Origin of the sequence: Rubrivivax sp. JA1026, from assembly GCF_011065555.1 — a bacterium.
GTDB lineage: Bacteria > Pseudomonadota > Gammaproteobacteria > Burkholderiales > Burkholderiaceae_C > Rubrivivax > Rubrivivax benzoatilyticus.
This window is the reverse complement of record NZ_JAALCQ010000004.1, coordinates 1-17959: the sequence shown is the minus strand read 5'-3', so window position 1 is coordinate 17959 and position 17959 is coordinate 1. Positions and strand designations below refer to the sequence as shown.

General features: G+C 72.9%; 13 protein-coding genes and 2 tRNA genes. 6 read left to right on the top strand and 9 right to left on the bottom strand.

The genetic code is table 11. The features are described 5' to 3' along the window. Positions 1 to 72: 72 nt before the first annotated feature. The 5 genes from G5B56_RS08350 to G5B56_RS08330 form a co-directional block, all read right to left on the bottom strand. The gene (locus G5B56_RS08350; RefSeq protein WP_009858312.1) at positions 73 to 1035 is read right to left on the bottom strand and encodes a ribose-phosphate pyrophosphokinase; all 963 of its coding nucleotides are present in this window, start codon (positions 1033 to 1035) and stop codon (positions 73 to 75) included. 50 nt (positions 1036 to 1085) lie between these two features. Further along, positions 1086 to 1162, bottom strand: a tRNA-Gln gene (locus tag G5B56_RS08345). Positions 1163 to 1199: 37 nt separating this feature from the next. Continuing rightward, complete coding sequence (gene ispE, locus G5B56_RS08340; protein ID WP_164962902.1) at positions 1200 to 2081, bottom strand: 4-(cytidine 5'-diphospho)-2-C-methyl-D-erythritol kinase; 882 nt, start codon at positions 2079 to 2081, stop codon at positions 1200 to 1202. Between the two features lie 69 nt (positions 2082 to 2150). Continuing rightward, positions 2151 to 2663: a lipoprotein insertase outer membrane protein LolB gene (locus tag G5B56_RS08335; RefSeq protein WP_164962901.1), complete on the bottom strand. Its 513-nt coding sequence runs from the start codon at positions 2661 to 2663 to the stop codon at positions 2151 to 2153. A 10-nt stretch (positions 2664 to 2673) separates the two neighbouring features. Further along, complete coding sequence (locus G5B56_RS08330) at positions 2674 to 4491, bottom strand: tetratricopeptide repeat protein (RefSeq protein ID WP_230248532.1); 1818 nt, start codon at positions 4489 to 4491, stop codon at positions 2674 to 2676. Positions 4492 to 4507: 16 nt separating this feature from the next. Between G5B56_RS08330 and mutM the strand changes: the two genes are divergently transcribed. From mutM to mutY, 3 genes are all read left to right on the top strand, one after another. Then, positions 4508 to 5332 carry a bifunctional DNA-formamidopyrimidine glycosylase/DNA-(apurinic or apyrimidinic site) lyase gene (gene mutM / locus G5B56_RS08325; protein WP_009858316.1) on the top strand — a complete coding sequence of 275 codons (825 nt, stop codon included), beginning with the start codon at positions 4508 to 4510 and terminating at the stop codon, positions 5330 to 5332. A gap of 84 nt (positions 5333 to 5416) precedes the next feature. Then, entirely contained in the window at positions 5417 to 7399 is a 1983-nt protein-coding gene (locus tag G5B56_RS08320; RefSeq protein WP_009858317.1) for a dynamin family protein, read from the top strand. Further along, positions 7399 to 8457 carry an A/G-specific adenine glycosylase gene (mutY, locus tag G5B56_RS08315; RefSeq protein ID WP_164962900.1) on the top strand — a complete coding sequence of 353 codons (1059 nt, stop codon included), beginning with the start codon at positions 7399 to 7401 and terminating at the stop codon, positions 8455 to 8457. Before G5B56_RS08320 ends, mutY begins: the two co-directional genes overlap by 1 nt. Here mutY and G5B56_RS08310 read toward each other — a convergent pair. The 4 genes from G5B56_RS08310 to G5B56_RS08295 all read right to left on the bottom strand — a co-directional run bounded on the left by G5B56_RS08310 (position 8447) and on the right by G5B56_RS08295 (position 12841). Further along, on the bottom strand, positions 8447 to 9064 hold the full coding sequence (locus G5B56_RS08310; protein WP_037290442.1) for an LON peptidase substrate-binding domain-containing protein: 618 nt from the start codon (positions 9062 to 9064) through the stop codon (positions 8447 to 8449). The genes mutY and G5B56_RS08310 overlap by 11 nt on opposite strands. A gap of 249 nt (positions 9065 to 9313) precedes the next feature. Next, positions 9314 to 10195 (bottom strand): RNase adapter RapZ, encoded by an 882-nt coding sequence (gene rapZ, locus G5B56_RS08305; protein ID WP_029718747.1) that lies wholly within the window; start codon positions 10193 to 10195, stop codon positions 9314 to 9316. A gap of 109 nt (positions 10196 to 10304) precedes the next feature. Then, positions 10305 to 11963: a DNA repair protein RecN gene (gene recN, locus G5B56_RS08300; RefSeq protein WP_164962899.1), complete on the bottom strand. Its 1659-nt coding sequence runs from the start codon at positions 11961 to 11963 to the stop codon at positions 10305 to 10307. Positions 11964 to 11965: 2 nt separating this feature from the next. Continuing rightward, a complete protein-coding gene (locus G5B56_RS08295) occupies positions 11966 to 12841 on the bottom strand; it encodes an NAD kinase (RefSeq protein WP_029718748.1) in 876 nt (291 codons plus the stop codon). Positions 12842 to 12888: 47 nt separating this feature from the next. On the opposite strand from G5B56_RS08295, the gene hrcA reads away from it, so the two are divergent. From hrcA to G5B56_RS08280, 3 genes are all read left to right on the top strand, one after another. Next, positions 12889 to 13914: a heat-inducible transcriptional repressor HrcA gene (hrcA, locus tag G5B56_RS08290; protein WP_164962898.1), complete on the top strand. Its 1026-nt coding sequence runs from the start codon at positions 12889 to 12891 to the stop codon at positions 13912 to 13914. A 319-nt stretch (positions 13915 to 14233) separates the two neighbouring features. Beyond that, positions 14234 to 17839, top strand: a complete 3606-nt coding sequence (locus tag G5B56_RS08285) for a response regulator (RefSeq protein WP_164962897.1) — start codon at positions 14234 to 14236, stop codon at positions 17837 to 17839. 20 nt (positions 17840 to 17859) lie between these two features. Beyond that, positions 17860 to 17936, top strand: a tRNA-Ile gene (locus G5B56_RS08280). Positions 17937 to 17959: the final 23 nt, after the last annotated feature.

The window sequence follows — 17959 nt, the reverse complement described above, 5'->3', positions numbered from 1 at the left end:
AGTTGCGAAAAAGGGGCCCGCGACCAGGCCCCAAAAAGGAAAAGGGCTCGCGAAGCGAGCCCGCTTTCCGAATCAGAAATTACTGTTCTGCTCGGCGAACAGCGAGGTCACCGACTCGCCGTCGCTGATGCGGCGGATCGTCTCGGCGAACAGGAACGCGACGCTGAGCTGGCGGATCTTCGGGCAGGCCTTGGCTTCCGGGCTCATCGGGATCGTGTTCGTGATGACGACCTCGTCGATCTGCGAATTCTTGATGCGCTCGACGGCCGGGCCGGAGAACACCGGGTGCGTGCAGTAGGCGTAGACGCTCTTGGCGCCGCGCTCCTTCAGCACCTCGGCGGCCTTCACCAGCGTGCCGGCGGTGTCGATCATGTCGTCCATGATCACGCAGTTGCGGCCGTCGATCTCGCCGATGATGTGCATCACCTCGGAGACGTTGGCGGCGGGGCGGCGCTTGTCGATGATCGCCAAGTCGCAGCCGAGCTGCTTGGCCAGCGCGCGGGCACGGACCACGCCGCCGACGTCCGGCGACACGACGACCAGGTCCTTGTAGGCCTTGCTCTTCAGGTCCGACAGCAGCACCGGGCTGGCGTAGATGTTGTCGACCGGGATGTCGAAGAAGCCCTGGATCTGGTCGGCGTGCAGATCCATCGTCAGCAGGCGCTCGACGCCCACCGTCTCGAGCAGGTTGGCGACGACCTTGGCGCTGATCGGCACCCGCGTGCTGCGCGGGCGGCGGTCCTGGCGGGCATAGCCGAAGTACGGGATCACGGCGGTGATGCGGCGAGCGCTGGCGCGCTTCAACGCATCGACCATGATCAGGAACTCCATCAGGTTCTCGTTGGTCGGGCTGCAGGTCGGCTGCACGACGAAGACGTCGCGGGCACGCACGTTCTGCCGGATCTCGACCGTGACCTCGCCGTCGGAGAAGCGACCCACCGAAGCCCGCCCGAGCTCGACGCTCAGATGCGTGGCAATTTCCTGCGCCAGCACCGGGTTCGCGTTGCCGGTGAAGAGCACGGTATTGAACAGCACGATGGGGATCTCCGGGAGCGCTGACGGCGACGCGCCGTCAGAGAGAATTTTGGCAGGGGAGGAAGGACTCGAACCCTCGCATGTCGGAATCAAAATCCGATGCCTTAACCAACTTGGCGACTCCCCTACACAGGACCCGGCTAGGCCGCGCCCTTGAAACCGTCTCAGTCACGAGCCCAGCCGACCAGCGGATGATGCTCCAGACTGCGGCACATCCGTCCGACCCAACCTTCCGGAAGCTCGGCTTCCGAAAATGTCGCCAGGGGTCGATCGCCTGTGCCAGCTCTCGCGAAGACTGCGCTGCCTGAGCCCGTCATGCGGCTGTTGCCGTAACGTCGCTCCAGAAAGCTCAGGGCTTGCGCCACATCGTTGCATCGGTCCTGCGCGGGGGGTTGCATGTCGTTGCAACCGTATCCTGCACTGAATTCCGCGACAACTTTGTCCTCTGCGGGAGAGCCCAAGACTATAGCAGATGTATCCCGTTTGAGAAGGGGGTGTTCGAAGATTTCTTTCGTGGACAGCCCTTCGGCGGGTTTCACGACCGCGTACCACTGGCGCGGCAGCTCGATCGGCGTGAGCTTCTCGCCGATGCCTTCGACGAAGGCGTTGCGGCCGCCGACGAAGAACGGCACGTCGGCGCCCAGCGTCGCGCCCAGCGCCAGCAGGCGCTCACGCGGCCAGTCCAGGCCCCACAGGCGGTTCAGCGCCAGCAGCACGGTCGCGGCGTCGGAGCTGCCGCCGCCCATCCCGGCGCCGGCCGGCAGCTGCTTGGCGATCGAGATGTCGACGCCCAGCGTCGTGCCGCTGGCGGCTTGCAGCGCGTGCGCTGCACGCAGGCAGAGATCGTCGGACGGCAGCACCACGCCGAGGTCGTGGCGGGCAATCCGGCCGTCGTCGCGGCGCTCGAAGTGCAGCGTGTCGGCCCAGTCGATCAGCACGAACGGCGACTGCAGCAGGTGGTAGCCGTCGGCGCGGCGGCCGACGATGTGCAGGAACAGGTTCAGCTTGGCCGGGGCCGGGACGTCGAGCAGCGATCGCAAGGTCATGGGTCGCGACTCTAAGCCGTCGCCCGTCCGGTCACGCTTGCGCCGAGCCAAGCGCGCCTCGGTCCGGGTTCATTCCGGCGCTTGCTCCAGCCGCACGCGCACCAGCACCGGCGGCGGTGCCGCACGCGAGGCCTCGACCCAGCCGTCGTCGCGCCGCGCGAGGTCGATCGTCCAGCCCAGCTGATCGAAGCCACGTGCCGTCGGCTGCGACGCGGCGCCGGGCCAGGGCCGGCCGGCCAGCCAGTCGGGCAGGGCGGCCAGCGGCAGCGCCTCGCCGAGCGCCTCGCGCGAGAGCTCGTCCAGCCCGGCGTAGCGTGTGCTGCCCTCGGCGGCGGTCAGCACCGCCTCGCCCGGCGCCCAGCGCGCGGTGGCGACGATGCTGCCCAGCGGCGAGGTCAGGCGCAGCTCGCCGCGCTCGCCGTCGCCCTGCAGCTCGAATCCGCTGGCCAGGCGGCGCAGCGGCGCGTCGGCGGGGCGCACCTCGACCGACAGCTTGCCGGCCACCCAGCCGCCAGCGTTGTGCGGCACCGTCGTGCAGCCGACCAGCGCGAGGGCCGCGGCCGCGAGCAGCGCGCGCTTCATGCGGCCGCGCTCACGGCCGCACCTTCAGCCGCTTCAGGGTCTCGACCAGGACCTCGTTGTCGGCGTCGCGGCCACGGGCCTCGGCCCAGACGCGCCGCGCCTCGTCCTGGCGGCCGTCGGCCCACAGCACCTCGCCGAGGTGGGCGGCGATCTCGGCGTCGGGGCGCGAGGCGTAGGCGCGCTGCAGCAGCTCCAGCGCCCGGGCGCGGTTGCCCAGGCGGAACTCGACCCAACCCAGGCTGTCGGTGATGAACGGGTCGCCGGGGGCGAGTTCGAGCGCCCGGGCGATCAGGTCGCGGGCCTCGGGCAGGCGCTGGCCGCGATCGGCCAGCGAGTAGCCCAGCGCGTTGTAGGCGTGCGCGTTGTCGGGCTTGAGCTCGATGACGCGGCGCAGCAGGCGCTCCATCTCGTCGATGCGGCCGAGCTTCTCGGCCAGCATCGACTGTTCGTAGAGCAGTTCGGGGTCGTCGGGCTGCAGCTTCAGTGCCTGGCCCATCACCTCGTAGGCCTCCTTCCAGCGCTTGACGCCGCGCAGCATCGACGCCTCGGCGTCGAGCCGGGCGCGCAGGTCCTTCGGCTCGCTGCCGGGCATGGCCTGCAGCAGCCGGCGCGCGTCGTCGACGCGGCCCTGGCGCGCGAGCATCGACGCCCGCCGGGTCTGGACCTCCAGCGCACGCTCGGGGGCGTCGACACGCGCCAGCCAGCGCTCGGCGGCGGCGTAGTCGCCACGCTGCTCGGCCGAGGCCGCCAGCATCAGCCAGGCCTGGACGCGGCCCTGGGCCGGCGCGTGCGAGCGGTCGTCTTCGCCGCCGCCGCTGGCGGCAGCGCTCGCGGCCGACGCCGGCGCCGCGGCGGGTTCGGTCAGCTCCAGGTAGCGGCGCAGCGCGGCCTCGCCCTGGGCGGCGTGCCGGAGCTCCAGGTGCAGCGCGCCCAGCGTCAGATAGGGCGGCGCGAGATCGGGCTTGCGCCGGGTGACGGTTTCGAGCTGGCGCAGCGCCTCGGCATAACGCTGCGTGCTGGTCAGCGCCCGCGCGTACAGCAGCAGCAGCGCCGGCTCGGCGTCGGGGCGGGCGGCGTAGTCGGTGACGATGGGCTCGGCCTCGGGCCGGCTGGGCAGCAGCTCCAGTGCCAGCAGCACCGGCGCCTGCGCCGCCGGGTCGGCGGCATGCGCCTGGCGCGCCAGCTCGAGCGCGCGCGTGCCGTCGCCTGCGGTCAGCCGCGCGCGGCCGATCGCGATCTGCGCGGCCACCCGCGTCGCCGGGGTCTCCAGGTACGGTGCGAGCACCTCCTCGACGAGCCGGGCGCCGCGCGCCGGGTCGGCCGCACGCTGCAGGAAACCCGGCACCGCGGCGATGATGCCGCTGCGCTCGGCCGGGGTCGCGGCCGCCAGCAGCGCGCGCAACGGTTCGGCGGCCTGGTCCAGGCGGTTCATCGCCGACAGGATCTGCAGCTCGGTGCGCAGCGCCTCTTGCGAACGCGGCAGCGCCGTGCGCCAGGCGCGTGTGGCGGTCAGCGCCTCCTCGCCGGCCCGGGCCTGCAGCGCGATCTCGACCGCGCGGCGGAACAGCAGCTCGTCGCGGCTGCGCCGCGCGGCGTCGAGGATCACCTGGTAGGCGGCTCCCGGCTGGCCTTGGCGGGCCTCGATCTCGCCGATCAGCAGCTGGTAGAACAGCGGCGCGTCGAGGGCCGAGTTGCGCACCTCGGGTGGTGCCGGGGGCGATGTGGCGACGGCCCCCTGGGCCCAGGCAGAGACGGCGGCGAAGGCCAGCGCGGCGGCCAGCGGACGGGCGCCGCGGCGACGCGCGGCGACAAGGGAACGGCAAGGCATCTCGACATAATGCCGCATGCCCGAGTTGCCCGAAGTCGAAGTCACGCGCAGGGGCATCGACGAGCCGCTGCGTGGTGCCGAGGTCTTGGCGGTGCGCCTGGGCAAGGCCTTGCGCTGGCCGCTGGGCGTCGCGCCGCAGGCCCTGCTCGGCGCCCGCGTGCTGCCGGTGCAGCGGCGCGGCAAGTACCTCTGGCTGCCGCTGCTCGGCGGCTGCGGCGGCGGGCTGCTGCTGCACCTGGGCATGTCCGGCTCGCTGGCGCTGCACCCGGCCGCGCCGGCGCCCGGCCCGCACGACCACTTCGACCTCGTCACCTCGCACGGCACGCTGCGCCTGACCGACCCACGGCGCTTCGGTGCCGTCGTCTGGTCGCCGTCCACCGCCGACCCGCCGGCGGCGACGCTGCTGGCCGCGCTCGGCGCCGAGCCGTTCGACGCCACGCTCACGCCGCAGTCCTTCCATGCCGCGCTGCAGCGCCATCGCACGCCGATCAAGGCGATGCTGCTGTCCGGGCGCATCGTCGTCGGCGCCGGCAACATCTACGCCTGCGAGGCGCTGCATCAGGCCGGCATCCACCCGGCGACGCCGTGCCGGCGCATCGGCCCGCTGCGTGCGGCGCGGCTGCTGCAGGCGCTGCGCGAGACGCTGGCGCAGGCGATCGAGCTGGGCGGCTCGACGCTGCGCGACTTCCGCGATGCCCACGGCATGAACGGCGAGTTCCAGCACCATGCCCGGGTCTACGGCCGTGCCGGCGAACCCTGCCCGCGCTGCGGCGCCGCGGTGCGGCGTGTCGTGCAGGCGCAGCGCGCCACCTATTTCTGCGCCGCCTGCCAGCGTCCCTGAACGCGACGGATTGCGCAGCTTGTTTCCTTGACGCGGCGCCGCGCGCCCGGGCGCGCGGAGGGCTGCGCTAGCATCGGCCGCGCCATGAAGAGTTCCCTGGTCTCGACGCTCGACTCCCTGGCCGCATGGCGGCAGGACGTCGACCGCCGCGTGGCCGTGTTCGCGCGTTTCCTGGCCGATCACGAACTGGCCGACGCGGCGCAGACCGAGCTGCTGGCCACGCTGCGCGAACGGCTGGCGGCCGAGCGCGTGGTGCTGGCCTTCGTGGCCGAGTTCTCGCGCGGCAAGTCCGAGCTGATCAACGCGATCTTCTTCGCGGCGGCCGGCCGCCGCGTGATGCCGGCGACTCCCGGGCGCACGACGATGTGCCCGGTCGAGCTGTTCCACGACCCGGCGCAGCCGCCGCGGCTGTCGCTGCTGCCGATCGAGACCCGGCTGGCCGGCCTGTCGCTGGCCGAGCTGCGCCGCCGCGACGAGGCCTGGCAGTCGCTGCCGCTGGATCCGCAGGACCCGGAGCAGCTCGCCGCCACGCTGGCAGCGGTGACGCGCTCGCGCCGCGTCACCGTTGGCGAGGCGCGTGCGCTGGGCTTCTGGCACGACGAGCGCCCCGAGGACAACCCGCCGCTGCTGGCCGACGGCCAGGTCGAGGTGCCGGCCTGGCGCCACGCGCTGATCAACTTCCCGCACGCGCTGCTGTCGCGCGGGCTGGTCGTGCTCGACACGCCGGGCCTCAACGCGATCGGCGCCGAGCCCGAGCTGACGCTGTCGCTGCTGCCGTCGGCGCATGCCTGCGTGTTCGTGCTCGCGGCCGACGCCGGCGTCACGCGTTCGGACCTCGCGATCTGGCGCGAGCACCTGGGCAGCGACGGGCTCGAACGGTTCGTCGTGCTCAACAAGATCGACACGCTGGCCGATCCGCTGGCCGAGCCGGCCGTCGTCGCGGCGCAGATCGAGCGCCAGCGCGACGCCAGCGCCGCCTCGCTCGGCGTGGCGCGTTCGCGTGTCTTTCCGCTGTCGGCGCGCGAGGCGCTGGCCGCGCGCGTGGCCGGCGACGCCGCGGCGCTGGAGCGCAGCCGCCTGCCGGCGCTGGAGTCGGCGCTGACCGCCGAGCTGATCCCGCGCCAGCACGAGGTGCTGGCCCAGGCGGCGGCCGGCTGCGCGCAGCAGATGCGCAGCGCCGCGTCGCGCCGCCTCGCCGACCGCCGCCGCCAGCTCGCCGAGCAGCTGCTGGAGCTGCGCGGCCTGCGCGGCAAGAGCGCCGCCAAGGTGCGGCTGATGCTCGACCGTGTCGAGGCCGAGTCGGCCGAGTTCGACGGCTGCGTCAAGCGCCTGGCGGCGCTGCGGCTGGTGCAGACGCGCCAGCTCGGCGCGCTGCTCGACCGCCTGGGCAGCGACGCGCTGCGCACCGAGGTCTCGGCGATGCTGTCGGCCATCGGCGGGCGGGCTTTCACCGCCGGCGCGCGCGAGAGCTTCGCGACGCTGTTCAAGCGCCTGCGCGCCACGCTCGGCGACGCCAGCGCACGCACCGACGAGATGCGGCGCATGCTGGACTCCAGCTTCGTGCAGCTCAACGCCGAACACGGTTTCGCCTTCGCGCTGCAGCCGCCGCCGCTGCTCAACGCCTACGTCGACCAGCTCGACCAGCTCGAGCAGAACTACGGCCGCTACCTCGGTCTGGCCCAGGGCTGGCGCATGGCGATGCCGGGCTCGGCCGAGCAGTTCCGGCGCATGCTGCTGGCCAAGCTGCGCGTCGTCTTCGAGCGCGCTGCGCATGACGTCGAGGTCTGGAGCCAGTCGCAGTCGGCGCAGGTCGACGAGCAGCTGCGCGAGCGCCGCCGGGGCTTCCGCCGGCGCCGCGAGGCGCTGGTGCGCATCCAGTCGGCCGCCGGCGAGCTCGAGGGGCGCATTGCCGAGGTCGAGCAGCAGGACCAGCACCTGGTCGCGCTGCAGGTCGGGCTGGACCGCGTCGTCGCCGACCTGGTGGCCGCGGCGCGCGACGCCGAGGGCCTCGAGCGGGCGCCCGTCGAGGCGTCCGCGGCCGCGCCGCTGGCCCGCGACGCCGCCTGATGCCCGACACCACGATCGCCGCGCGCGTCGTGCGCTGGCAGCGCACGCACGGCCGCCACACGCTGCCGTGGCAGAACACGCGCGACCCGTACCGCATCTGGCTGTCCGAGGTGATGCTGCAGCAGACCCAGGTGGCGACGGTGCTCGGCTACTACGAACGTTTCCTGCAGCGCTTTCCCGACGTCGCCGCGCTCGCCGCCGCGCCGCTGGACGAGGTGCTGGCGCTGTGGAGCGGGCTGGGCTACTACAGCCGCGCGCGCAACCTGCACCGCTGCGCGCAGGCCGTCGTCGCCGAACACGGCGGGCGTTTCCCGCCCGACGCCGCGACGCTGGCGACGCTGCCCGGCATCGGCCGCTCGACCGCCGCGGCGATCGCCGCCTTCGCCTACGGCGAGCGCGCCGCGATCCTCGACGGCAACGTCAAGCGCGTGCTGACGCGCGCGATCGGCTTCGGCGGCGACCTGGCACGCCCGGCCGAGGAGCGGGCGCTGTGGCGCGAAGCCGAGGCGCTGCTGCCCGAGCAGGACATCGAGCGCTACACGCAAGGCCTGATGGACCTGGGCGCGACCGTCTGCCTGGCGCGCCGGCCGCAGTGCCTGCTGTGCCCGCTGGCCGAGGTCTGCGTCGCGCGCACCGAAGGCGCGCCCGAACGCTATCCGGTGAAGACGCGCACGCTGCGCCGCGGCCGGCGCCGCCACGCGCTGCTGTGGCTGCAGCGCGCCGACGCGGTCTGGCTGGTGCAGCGCCCCGACAGCGGCGTCTGGGCCGGGCTCTGGAGCCTGCCCGAGTACGAGTCGGCCGAGGATCTGGAGGCGCTCGTCTCCGGCTGGCCGGGGCAGGGCGCGTGGCTGGCCCCGTTCGTGCACGTGCTGACGCACCTGGACTGGACCTTGGAGCCGCTGCGCTGGACGCTGCCGCCGGCGCTGGCCGCCGAGCCGGGCGCCGTCGAAGCCGTGCTGCCGGCCGGGCGCTGGTTCACGCGTGCCGAGGCGCTGGCTGCCGGGCTGCCGGCGCCGGTGCGGCGCCTGCTCGAAGCCGACGCGGTGCTCAGCCGATGACGATGGACTTGTCGCGCAGGTAGCCGTCGACGATCGACAGCCGGATCACCGGATCCTCGAGTTCCATCAGCTTCTGCTTGGCCGACAGCGGCACCGGCAGCAGCTCGCACCAGCGGTTGGCCACCCAGCCGGCGTCGTCGAAGCGGTAGGGCTCGGCAAACGGCTGGTGGCCCTGTTCGTCGAGTTTGCGGATCGCCTCCTGCAGCGCCTGCACCGTCGGCTGCATCGCCTCGCCCGGCGCACGCAGCGCGTCGGCAGCGATGTCTTCGACCTCGCAGGTCCAGAGCCCGTCGGGCTGCTGCGCCGGGGTGCCGGCGAGGCGGAAGCGTTCCAGCCCGGTGCCACGCACGCGCAGCAGCCCGGGGCCGTCGGCGTCGACCTCGTCGAGCCGCACGACGACACCGACCCTTTCGAGCTTCACGCCCTGCGCCGCGGTGCCGGTCTCGCGCCCCTGCTGCAGGCAGACGATGCCGAAGCCCGTGCCTTCGCGCAGACAGCGTGCGACGAGGTCCAGGTAACGCGCCTCGAAGACCTTCAGCCCGACCAGCCCGCCGGGAAAGAGCACGGCCTGCAGCGGGAACAGCGGCATCAGTCCCGTTGGGCTCATCGACAACCCCTCGCCTGTTGGCCTGCGGAGGTCTTCCCCCCGGGGACAGCCCGCCACTGGCGGGCAGGGGGAGCGCCCGTGGCATACGGGCCGGATCCGATCCGGGTCTCCCGGTCGGATTCGGAGCCCCTTTGGGGCTGAGCCCGGACGAAGACAGTCCGGAGGACTGTCTGCGCCTGGCGAAGAGCCCGCCGTCCCCGGCCGGCGCGCCCTGCAAGGGCGGCCGCCAGGCGGCCGGGGGCCGTCATTTCATCCACGGGCGTCGAGCTCGCGATGGCGGATCAAGGTGGCCTGGCGGCCTTCGAAGCGCCGGGCCAACTGCTCGACGCCGTAGACCGAGCGGTGCTGGCCGCCGGTGCAGCCCAGCGCGACCGTCAGGTAGCTGCGCTGGTTGTCCTCGAAGGCCGGCAGCCAGCGTTCGATGAAGGTGGCGATCTGCTCGAGCATCTCGCCGGCATCGGTTTGCGCCCGCAGGTAGGCGGCCACCGGCTCGTCGCGGCCGGTCAGCGCGCGCAGCTCGCGCACGTAGTACGGGTTGGGCAGCGCACGCAGGTCGAAGACGAAGTCGGCGTCCAGCGGCACGCCCTGCTTGAAGGCGAAGCTCTCGAAGACCAGCGTCAGCGCCGACTCGCGTGCGCCGGCCAGCCCGCGCACCCAGGCACGCAGCACCCCGGGGCGCAGCTGGCTGGTGTCGATGACGGTGGACTTCTCGCGCAGCCCCGCCAGCAGCTCGCGTTCGAGCTCGATCGCCTCGACCAGCGCGCGCGCGGCGTCGTTGCCGGCCGGCACCGAGGACAGCGGGTGCGGCCGGCGGGTCTCGGAGAAGCGCCGCACCAGCGCGTCGGTGCTGGCGTCCAGGAACAGCGAACGAACCTTCAGCCCTTCGGCGCGCAGCTCGTCGATCAGCGGCAGCAGCAGCGGCAGCGAGCCGACGGTGCGCACGTCCACCGCGACGGCCACGCGCCGCGTCCAGCGGCCGTGCTCCAGGCGGATGAACTCGCGCAGCAGCTCCGGCGGCAGGTTGTCGACGCAGAAGTAGCCGGCATCCTCGAGCGCGTGCAGGGCGATCGACTTGCCCGAGCCGGAGATCCCGGTGACGAGGAAGATCTCGTTGCCGCTGCCGTCGGGCAGCGGCGCCCATTCGCTGGGCGGCGGGTCGACGAATCCGCTCACTGGAACTCCCTTCGGCCTGCGGCCGCTGCGGCCCGGCAGGAACGAGCCCGCGGCAGGTCCCGAGGGCTCATCGTGCGTTCCCTGCCAGCATCGCCTCGGCGTGGGCGCGGCTGGTGCTGGTCAGGCGTTCGCCGCCGAGCATGCGCGCGACCTCGGCCACGCGGGCCTCGCCGGCCACCGGCCGCACCTCGCTGACCGTGGCCTGGCCCTGCAGCGCCTTGGCGACGACGAAATGATGGTCGGCGCAGGCCGCGACCTGCGCCAGGTGGGTCACGGCCAGCACCTGCGTCGTGCCGCCGAGCTGCTTCATCAGCCGGCCCACGCTGTCGGCCACGGCGCCGCCGACACCGGCGTCGATCTCGTCGAAGATCAGCGTCTGCGCGCCGTCGCCGGGCGCGTGGGCCGCGGTGGTCACGGCGATCGCCAGCGCCAGCCGCGACAGCTCGCCGCCCGAGGCGACCTTGGCGATCGCGCGCGGCGTGCTGCCGGCGTGGCCGGCGACACGCAGCTCGACGTTCTCCAGCCCGTAGGCCTGCGGTTCGTCCTGCGCCACGATCGCGACCTCGAAACGCCCGCCGGCCATGCCCAGCTGCTGCATCGCCTGCGTCACCGCGTCGGCGAGTTTGGGCGCGGCCTTGGCGCGGGCGCGGCTGATCTTCTTCGCCTCGTCGCGCCAGGCGCGTTCGGCTTCGGCGGCGGCCCGTTCGAGGCCGTCGAGGTCGGCGGCGGCGTCGAGCGCCGCGAGTTCGGCCTTCCAGCCGGCCAGCAGCGCCGGCAGCTCGATCGGCTGGCGGCGGTAGCGCCGCGCCAGCGAGACCCAGGCCCCCAGGCGCGCGTCCAGGTCGGCCAGGCGTTCGGGGTCCGGTTCGCGGCGGCCGAGGTAGCTGCCCAGCGTGTGCGCGGCGTCTTCCAGCTGCGCCTGGGCGCCGCGCAGGACCTCGACGACCGAGGCCAGCTCGGCGTCGTAGCGCTGCACCTCCTCCAGCGCGTCGATGGCACGCGCGATCAGCGCATCGGCCGAGGGTTCACCTTCGGCGGTGGCGTCCAGCGCCGCGCGGGCGCCGTCGAGCAGCGCCTGGCCGTGGGCCAGCCGCTGGTGCTCGGCGTTCAGCTCCTCCCACTCGTGTTCGCCCGGCGCGAGCTTGTCGAGCTCGCCGATCTGCCAGGCCAGGCGCTCGCGTTCTCGCTCCAGCGTGTCGCGCTGCGCACGTGCGGCGTCCAGTGCGGCCAGCGCCTGGCGCCAGGCGGCCCAGCGGGCGGCCAGCGGGCGGGTGTCGGCGCCGGCCTGGGCGTCGAGCAGCGCGCGCACCGCGGCCGGCCGCGTCAGGCTCTGCCAGGCGTGCTGGCCGTGGATGTCGACGAGATGGTCGGCGGCTTCGCGCAGCTGCGTCACGGTGGCCGGGCTGCCGTTGATCCACGCCCGGCTCTTGCCCTGGGCGTCGATCGTGCGGCGCAGCAGCAGCGTCGGCTCGGCGGCGAAGCCGGCCTCGTCCAGCCAGGCGGCCAGCGAGGGCGGGGCGTCGAATTCGGCGGCCACTTCGGCACGCGCCGCGCCTTCGCGCACCAGCGTGGCGTCGCCGCGTGCGCCCAGCGCCAGTTGCAGCGCGTCGATCAGGATGGACTTGCCGGCACCGGTCTCGCCGGTGAGCACGCTGAAGCCGGCGTCCAGCTCGATCTCCAGGCGTTCGACGATGACGACGTCGCGAAGAGAAAGTCGGCGCAGCATCTCTAGACCACGCCTTCGTACCAGCGGAGTTTTCGACGCAACGTCGCGTAGTAGCTCCAGCCGCGCGGATGAAGAAAACGCACCTTGTAGGCCGAGCGCCGCACCTGCACGCAGTCGCCGTGCTGCAGGCTGGCCAGGCTGTGCATGTCGAAGTGCGCCGAGGCGTCGCGGCCGGCGACCAGCGTGATGCGCACCGTCGCGCTGTCGGGCAGCACGATCGGCCGGTTGGACAGCGTGTGCGAGGCGATCGGCGCGAACACCAGCCCGGCGATGCCGGGGTGCAGGATCGGCCCGCCGGCGGACAGCGCGTAGGCGGTCGAGCCGGTCGGCGTGGCGATGATCAGGCCGTCGCAGCGCAGGTTGGCGACGAAGTCGTCGTCGACGTCGACCCGCAGCTCGACCATGCTGGCCGTGACGCCGCGCGCCACCACCACGTCGTTCAGCGACAGCGCCTCGTGGATCGGCTGGCCGTCGCGGAAGACCTGGCCTTCGAGCATCGAGCGATGCTCTTCCTCGTAGTCGCCGGCGATCAGCGTCGCGAGCGCCTCCTTGTACTGGCCTACCGGCACGTCGGTGATGAAACCCAGCCGGCCCTGGTTGATGCCGACCAGCGGCAGGTTGTGGCGCGAGAACTCGCGCGCGATGCCGAGCATCGTGCCGTCGCCGCCGACGACGACGGCGAAGTCGCAGTGTTCGCCCAGCGACTGCGCGTCGTGGGCGCCGAACTCGGCGATGCCGGTGGCCTCGGCGGTCTCGCGCTCGAAGGACACCGCGACGTCCTGCTGCTGCAGGAAACGCGCAAGCTCCAGCAGCACCGGGGCGATGCCCTGTGCCTGGTACTTTCCGACGATCGCGGCATGGCGGAACGGGGCCGGCATGCGGCGCATTACACCATAGGGAAAACTGCTCCCTACAATCCGAAACCATGCTCGACGACCGCGCCAAGACGCTGCTGAAAGCCCTCGTGGAGCGCTACATCGCCGACGGCCAGCCGGTGGGGTCGCGCACGCTGTCGCGCGCCTCCGGGCTGGACCTGTCGCCGGCGACGATCCGCAACGTGATGGCCGACCTGGAAGAGCTCGGCCTGATCGCCAGCCCGCACACCAGCGCCGGCCGCATCCCGACGGCGCGCGGCTACCGGCTGTTCGTCGACACGATGCTCACCGCACGCCCGATCGACCTGCAGACCGTCGCCCCGGAGCTGGCCGCCGCGCGCGAGCAGCTGCATCCCGACCAGCCGCAGCGTGTCATCGCCCAGGCGGCCTCGCTGCTGTCGAACCTGTCGAGCTTCGTCGGCGTCGTCAGCGCGCCGCGCAAGGCCGGGCTGATCCACCACATCGAGTTCCTGCGCCTGGGCGAGCGCCGCGTGCTGGTGATCCTCGTCGCGCCCGATGGCGACGTGCAGAACCGCGTCATCTTCACCGCCCGCGACTACACCCAGGCCGAGCTGATCGAGGCCACCAACTTCCTCAACGCCCACTACACCGGGCTGGCGATCGAGGAGGTGCGCGAGCGCCTGAAACACGAGGTCGACGCGCTGCGCGGCGAGATCGCCCAGCTGATGCAGGCCGCGGTGCAGGCCGGCGAGGAGCTGGCCGTGCGCAGCGAGAACGTCGTCGTCTCCGGCGAGCACAACCTGCTGGGCGTGCAGGACCTGGGCCACGACATGGCCGGGCTGCGCCGGCTGTTCGACGTCTTCGAGCAGAAGACCGAGCTGATGCGGCTGCTGGACGTCAGCAGCCGCGCCGAAGGCGTGCGCATCTACATCGGCGGCGAGAGCCAGGTCGTGCCGTTCGAGGAGCTGTCGGTCGTCACCGCCCCCTACGAGGTGGACGGGCGCATCGTCGGCACGCTGGGCGTCATCGGCCCGACACGCATGGCCTACGACCGCATGATCCGCATCGTCGACATCACGGCCCGGCTGGTGGGCAATGCGCTGTCGTCGCGCTGAGCGCGCGCCACGCAGACCGCCTGCGTGTGAGGGATTGCCGGCCCGGCGTTGAGAAATGTCAGCCCCGTGGGGGGCGAGCCGATACACGCTGCAACGGTGTGGCCGGTATAAACCGCGTTGAGCCGCGTGCAGCGAAGGCGCGGTCGCCATCTTCTCCGGCGCGGACCCGGCGCGACAGACGCCGTCCGCAGGCCAGTCTGGCGGGGGCGATCACCCGGTCTCCGCCACGGGAGTTCGGTTGTTCGTTCGCGTTCGTCGTCTCACGGAGCCTCGGTGCCCTGCGGTCTTCCATCCGCCCCGGTTCGCGCATGTCCTGGCGATGCTCGTGTTCGCCTTTGTCGCCGCCGGCAACGCGCTGGCGCAGGACCGCGTGCTGCGCGTCATCAGCGACGAGAACTACCCGCCGTTCCTGTTCCGTGACGCCGACGGCCAGGTCCAGGGCTATCTGGTCGACTACTGGAAACTCTGGCAGCGCCGCACCGGCGTGCGCGTCGAGCTGATCGCCACCGGCTGGGTCGAGGCCCAGCGGCGTGTGCAGGCCGGCGAGGCCGACGTCATCGACCTGATCTACCGCACCCCGGCGCGCGAGGCGATTTACGACTTCTCCTCGCCGCACGCGCAGCTGCCGGTCAACATCTACAGCCACGTCGGGCTGAGCGGGGTGAACAGCGTCGCCACGCTGAAGGGTCTGCCGGTGGGGGTGCAGGCGGGTGACGCCTGCATCGACAAGCTGCACGAGCACGGCATCGACTCGCTCGTCGAGTACGCCAACTACGACGCGCTGATCGCCGGCGCCAAGCGCGCCGAGGTGCGCCTGTTCTGTCTCGACCAGGCCCCGGCCAACTTCTACCTCTACAAGTTCGGCGCCGAACGCGAGTTCAAGCGTGCGTTCCAGCTCTACACCGGGCAGTTCCACCGCGCCGTGCGCAAGGGCGACAGCGCGACGCTGGCGCTGGTCGACCGGGGCGTCGCGGCGATCTCGCCCGAGGAGGACGAGGCGCTGCGCATCGCCTGGTTCGGCGAGCCGCTGCGCGGTGCGTCCTACGTCGACCAGCTGTGGTGGATCGCCCCCGGCGTGCTGGCGCTGGGCGGGGCGCTTCTGCTGTGGAACGTCTCGCTGCGCCGGCGCGTGGCCGGGCGCACCGCCGAGCTGCAGGACGCGCTGGGCGAGCTGCGCAACGCGCACGCGGTCGCCGAGTCGGTGCGCGCCAACCTGGCCGCGACGCTGTCGGCCATCCCCGACCTGCTGTTCGAGTTCGACGCCCAGGGCCGATACCTGGACGTCTATTCCGGCGGCAGCAGCACCCGGCTGCTGTACCGGGACTCCGACGAGATCATCGGCCGCCGCGTCGGCGAGGTCCTGCCCGCCGACGCCGCGGCGATCGTGCTGGAGTCGATCGCCGTGGCGCTGCGCGACGGTGCGGACTACGGCCGGACGATGGAGCTCGACATCGGCGGCCAGCCGCACTGGTTCGAGCTGTCGACCACGCGCAAGGCCACCGGCCACGTGCTGACCCTGTCGCGCGACATCACCCGGCGCCGCGCCGCCGAGGAGGCGCTGCTGCAGGCCCGCGAACGCGAGGTCATCGCCGAACGCGACCGCCGCCTGCGGGCGCTGAGCGACGCTGCGCCGCTGCCGATGCTGTACCTGCGCGGCGAGGTCGTCGAGTCGAGCAACGTCGCCTTCCGCGAGCTGTTCGGTGTCGACGAGCACGAACTCGGCAGCTTCGACGCCTGGTGGCGCCTGGTCTGCCCGGACGACGCCGCGCGCGAGGCGATGCAGCGCGCCTGGCGCGAGGCGGTCGAACGCGCGGCCCGCGAAGGCGGGCGCGTGCACGAGATCGAGTGCCGCGTGCGCGTGCGCGGCGGCCTCGACCTGGTGCTGCTGGCCGGTGGCCAGCAACTGGGCGACGGCATGGTCGTCACGCTCGCCGACATCACGCCGCTCAAGCGTGCCCAGGAGCTCGCCGAGGCCGCCAGCGCCGCCAAGAGTGCCTTCCTGGCGACGATGAGCCACGAGATCCGCACGCCGATGAACGCGATCATCGGCATGACCGCGCTGGCGCTGAACACCGAGCTCAGCCCGCGCCAGCGCGACTACCTGCAGAAGATCCAGTCCGCCGGCCGCAGCCTGCTGGCGACGATCAACGACATCCTCGACTTCTCCAAGATCGAGGCCGGCAAGCTCGAGATCGAGCGGCGCGAGTTCGACCTCGAGGAGGTCGTCGGCGAGGTCTGCGACCAGCTCGCCGCGCGTGCCGCGGCCAAGGGGCTGGAATTCGTCGTCGACCTCGGCCCCGAGGTGCCCCGCCGTCTCGTCGGCGACCCGCTGCGCCTGGGCCAGGTGCTGCTCAACCTGTGCGGCAACGCGGTGAAGTTCACCGAGCAGGGCGGCGTCTGCGTGCGCCTGCGCGTGCAGCGCCAGACCGAGGGCCAGGTGCTGCTGCGCTGCGCCGTGCAGGACAGCGGCATCGGGCTTGGCGAGGAGCAGCGCTCGCGCCTGTTCCAGAGCTTCCAGCAGGCCGACAGCTCGATCACGCGGCGCTACGGCGGCACCGGCCTGGGCCTGGTGATCGCCAAGCGCCTGGTGGAACTGCAGGGCGGCGAGATCGGCGTCGACAGCCAGCCCGGCGTGGGCTCGACGTTCTGGTTCACCGTCCACCTGGGTGTCGGCGCCGGGCGCGGCGCTCGCAACTGGGGCGACACCGCGCTGCGCGGCCGGCATGCGCTGGTGGCCGACGCCCATCCGCGGTCGCGCGAGGTGCTGGTGGCGATGCTGCGCGGCTTCGGGCTGCACGTCGCCGTCGCCGACGACTGGCCGCCGGCGGCCGCGATGCTGCAGGAGAGCGATGCCGAGGGCCAGGGTTTCGACGTCGCCGTCGTCGATCCGCGGCTCGCCGGCGGTGCGGCGCCCGAGGCGTTGCTGCAGCCCCTGGCGCTGGCGCGGCCGCCTCGGCTGGTGCTGGTGGCCGGCCCCGAGGGCGACCTCGACGTCGCCGAGACGCCGACGCTGGCGCTGCTGCGCCAGCCGATGACGCCGTCCCGGCTGCTCGACGCGCTGATGCGCCTGCTGGTGGCGCCGCGGCCCGAGCTGCCGCCGGCCGCCGCGCTGCCCGGTCCGGCCGCCGCCCCCGCGTCGCTGGCCGGGCGCCGCGTGCTGCTGGCCGAGGACAACGAGCTCAACCAGCAGGTGGCCGTCGAGCTGCTGTCCGAGCTGGGCCTGGTCGTCGACGTCGTCGACAACGGGCGCACGGCGGTCGAGCGGGTGCGCGAGCGCCGCTACGACCTCGTGCTGATGGACATGCAGATGCCCGAGATGGACGGCCTGAGCGCCACGCGCGCGATCCGGGCGTTGCCCGGCGCCGCCCGGCTGCCGATCGTCGCGATGACCGCCAACGCGATGGTCGACGACGTCCAGCGCTGCCTCAGCGCCGGCATGGACGGCCACATCGCCAAGCCCATCGACCCGCGCCGGCTGGCCAGCCAGCTGCAGGGCTGCCTGGAGCGTGGCGCCGAGCCGGTGCCGGCCGTGGTCGCGCCGCCGTCGCCGGCCCCCGCTCCGCCCGATCCGGGCGTGCTCGACATCGAGACCGGCCTGCGGCTGGCCGGCGGCCGGCGCGGGCTGTACGAGCGTCTGCTGCGCCGGTTTGCCGACAGCCGCGGCACGATTGCCGGCCGCGTCGGCGAGGCGCTCGCCGGCGGCGACCTGGCGGCGGCGCGCCTGGCCGCGCACACGCTCAAGGGCGGCGCAGCGCAGATCGGCGCGGCGGCCGTCAGCGCGCTGGCCGCGGTGCTGGAGCAGTCGATCCGGGCCGGCGTGCCGCTGGAGCAACTGCAGGCCCAGCAGGCCGAGCTGGAGCGCGCGCTGGCGGCGCTCGACGACGCCGTGCGCGCCGCGCTGCCGGCGCCCGACGAGGGCTCCTAGAATCGCCGTCTTTTCGCGCGGGGCCGTTAGCTCAGTCGGTTAGAGCAGAGGACTCATAATCCTTTGGTCGTTGGTTCAAGTCCAACACGGCCTACCAACAATGGCGGGACTCTTCTGGAG

Coding starts and splice junctions, on each gene's coding strand:
- G5B56_RS08295 (WP_029718748.1), bottom strand. CDS start 12,841: ATGCCGGCCCCGTTCCGCCATGCCGCGATCGTCGGAAAGTACCAGGCA.
- ispE (WP_164962902.1), bottom strand. CDS start 2,081: ATGACCTTGCGATCGCTGCTCGACGTCCCGGCCCCGGCCAAGCTGAAC.
- hrcA (WP_164962898.1), top strand. CDS start 12,889: ATGCTCGACGACCGCGCCAAGACGCTGCTGAAAGCCCTCGTGGAGCGC.
- mutY (WP_164962900.1), top strand. CDS start 7,399: ATGCCCGACACCACGATCGCCGCGCGCGTCGTGCGCTGGCAGCGCACG.
- G5B56_RS08310 (WP_037290442.1), bottom strand. CDS start 9,064: ATGAGCCCAACGGGACTGATGCCGCTGTTCCCGCTGCAGGCCGTGCTC.
- G5B56_RS08320 (WP_009858317.1), top strand. CDS start 5,417: ATGAAGAGTTCCCTGGTCTCGACGCTCGACTCCCTGGCCGCATGGCGG.
- G5B56_RS08330 (WP_230248532.1), bottom strand. CDS start 4,491: ATGCCTTGCCGTTCCCTTGTCGCCGCGCGTCGCCGCGGCGCCCGTCCG.
- recN (WP_164962899.1), bottom strand. CDS start 11,963: ATGCTGCGCCGACTTTCTCTTCGCGACGTCGTCATCGTCGAACGCCTG.
- mutM (WP_009858316.1), top strand. CDS start 4,508: ATGCCCGAGTTGCCCGAAGTCGAAGTCACGCGCAGGGGCATCGACGAG.
- G5B56_RS08335 (WP_164962901.1), bottom strand. CDS start 2,663: ATGAAGCGCGCGCTGCTCGCGGCCGCGGCCCTCGCGCTGGTCGGCTGC.
- G5B56_RS08285 (WP_164962897.1), top strand. CDS start 14,234: ATGCTCGTGTTCGCCTTTGTCGCCGCCGGCAACGCGCTGGCGCAGGAC.